We start from the raw sequence: 2,482 nt of genomic DNA, 5'->3' as shown, positions 1-2,482 counted from the left end.
TTCTACTATATTATTTGCATTAGCATCTTGTCCTATAACTTCTGCTATAAATTTAATAGCATTAGATGCTACACCTATATTATTAAGTGCTATAGCTAATCTTGCTATTGCATTTATACCACTATCACTTACAGCAGAGTGTACACTCTTACCTAATACACAAACTTTTTGTCCATCTTGTGTGTATTCAAAGTTTAATTTATCTAGTTCTTTTACTAGTTCATTAACGTATTTTCCAGTGTATATTGCCTTATCTGGAACAGAGTTAAACGCTTGCCCAAGTTCTAATTCTATATCATCATTTCCCAGGCCATTTAAAAATACTTGTAAAAGTCCCTTTTCAGCATTTATCATAGGGAACTTAGAATCTGGAGTAAATCCGTAATTTGGTATTTCTTCACCATTTTCAGAATACTTATTTATACATCTCCAAAGGTTTTCCTCATCAGTCCCAAATATGAATCTTACTCTTTTATCAAACTTTACCCCTAAGTCCATTAAAGCTTTAACAGCATATATAGCACCAATAGTTGGCCCTTTATCATCTTGTGTTCCTCTACCATATAACTTATCACCATCTATAACCCCTTCATATGGTGGGAAATCCCAACTTTCAAGTTCGCCTTCAGGTACTACATCTAAGTGACCAAGTATTCCTATTAACTCTTTTCCTTGACCAATTTCTGCATATCCATAATATCCATCTTTATAAACAGTTTTAAATCCAAGAGATTCACAAAGATTTAAAGTGTGTCTTAATGCTTTATCTATATTTTCCCCAAAAGGACAATTATCTGTAGCAGTACTTATTACACTAGGTATTTTTACACAGTCTACAATAGATGATACAATTTCTGATTGTAGAGATTTTACTTTTTCTTTTATTTGATTTTTCATGATATCTCCCCCTAGATTGTCATAAATTTATCTATTCATTTATAATATACTATATCATTACTTAATTCGTCTACTTTTTATTTTTACATATTCTACCTATCAGGTAAATATTTTTAGGTATTTCTATAGTTTTTATTTAATTTTTAAACTTATTTCGAAATATAAATTTAATTGAATAAGGTAGTACCCTGGGTAACCTCTTTACTTCTTAATTTCTTTAAATTATATTATTCGATATTTTTCCCTTTAGATATTGTAACACTTGTAGGTCTGTCATCTTTGTCATATCCATAAATTGTTACATATGTGTTGTTATTTACTTTTTCTGTAATCTTGTTGTTATTGTTATTTGCATCATAGTTATATGATATTGTATTTCCATTAGACTCTTTTATTTTTACTAATCTATCAGATAAATCATATATGTATCTGTAGTTTATTTTATTTACTAAGTCCTCATGGTATCCTAAGTTTCCACTTGCATCATATGAGTATTTATGTCTTTCTTGTGTGTTGTTTGATGCATCTGTATACTTTTCAGAAATTACTCTATCTTCATTGTCATATACAGAACTTACTTTTTGGTTATTTCCATATTTTGATTCTAAAAGTTTGCTAGTTCTTGCTTCATATGTATTTGTTATTAAATTTTGACTTCCAACTGAAACTGTTGTGTTATTTCCTAACGAGTCATAACCAAAGCCATAATTAAACCCATTGTGTGTTATAGTTTTTAGTTTATCATTTTCATATGAGTAACTATTAGTTATTGTAGCTCCATCTGCAACTTTAGATGCATTTTGAAGTCTGTCCATACTATCATATGAGTATGATGTAGTTTTTCCATTTGCATCTACTACACTATTTAAGTTTCCTTTTGTTTCATCGTAGTTATATGTTACAGTGTTTCCTTCAGAGTCTTTAAGTGTCTTTATGTAGTTTCCATTTGTAGTGTAAGTTGATGATGAGTTTATAAATAAACTAGAATCCCCAACTTTTGATGTTAATGGATTTCCATAACTGTCATATGTAAATGAGTATACTACATTTTCAGATGATGTTGCATTTAATATATTGTGTTTTGAATCATATGCATAATTAAAGCTATTTCCTTTAGGGTCTGTAGATTTAATTAAATCGTTATTTGTATTATATGCAAATTGTGAACTTTGCTTATCTAAGTCCTTTGTAGATATTATATTACCATTTGAGTCATATTGATAACTTTCATCAAATTCTTCTTTGTATAACTGTAGTCCATCAAAGTATGCACAGTTTGCATTGTTATAGTAAGTTGTATAAATATTTATGCTTTCATAATCGCTATCTGCTATGCATACTTTTGATACATATTGCCAATCATTTGAATCTTGGTTAAATGGTTCTCCGCTCCATTGATAAGTACCATCTGCTCTTTTAATTCCGATAACAACTGAATGTTCTCTTCCTGGTACAGCATCTCCTTTTGACCATCCTCCAAAAACTATTGCATCACCTTTTTTACCAGATATATTTACTTTTTGGACTATATTTTTTCTCTTAGTTGCGTCTCCATTTATTTTGAAAGCTTTATTATCTAATGATG

Annotated in this window: 2 protein-coding genes; both read right to left on the bottom strand. The window is 29.3% G+C overall.

Annotation, left to right across the window (positions count from 1 at the left end; translation table 11 throughout):
* A partial coding sequence (locus VLM92_RS14245; RefSeq protein WP_325276990.1) for a Sapep family Mn(2+)-dependent dipeptidase occupies window positions 1-897 on the bottom strand: 897 nt, incomplete at its 3' end.
* 227 nt (window positions 898-1,124) lie between these two features.
* Window positions 1,125-2,482 (bottom strand): hypothetical protein (locus VLM92_RS14240; protein ID WP_331681782.1); only part of this gene is annotated, 1,358 nt, incomplete at its 5' end.

The sequence above is a fragment of the Romboutsia sp. genome (assembly GCF_035470145.1).
GTDB lineage: Bacteria > Bacillota > Clostridia > Peptostreptococcales > Peptostreptococcaceae > Romboutsia_D.
This window is presented reverse-complemented; position numbering and strand designations above follow the sequence as displayed.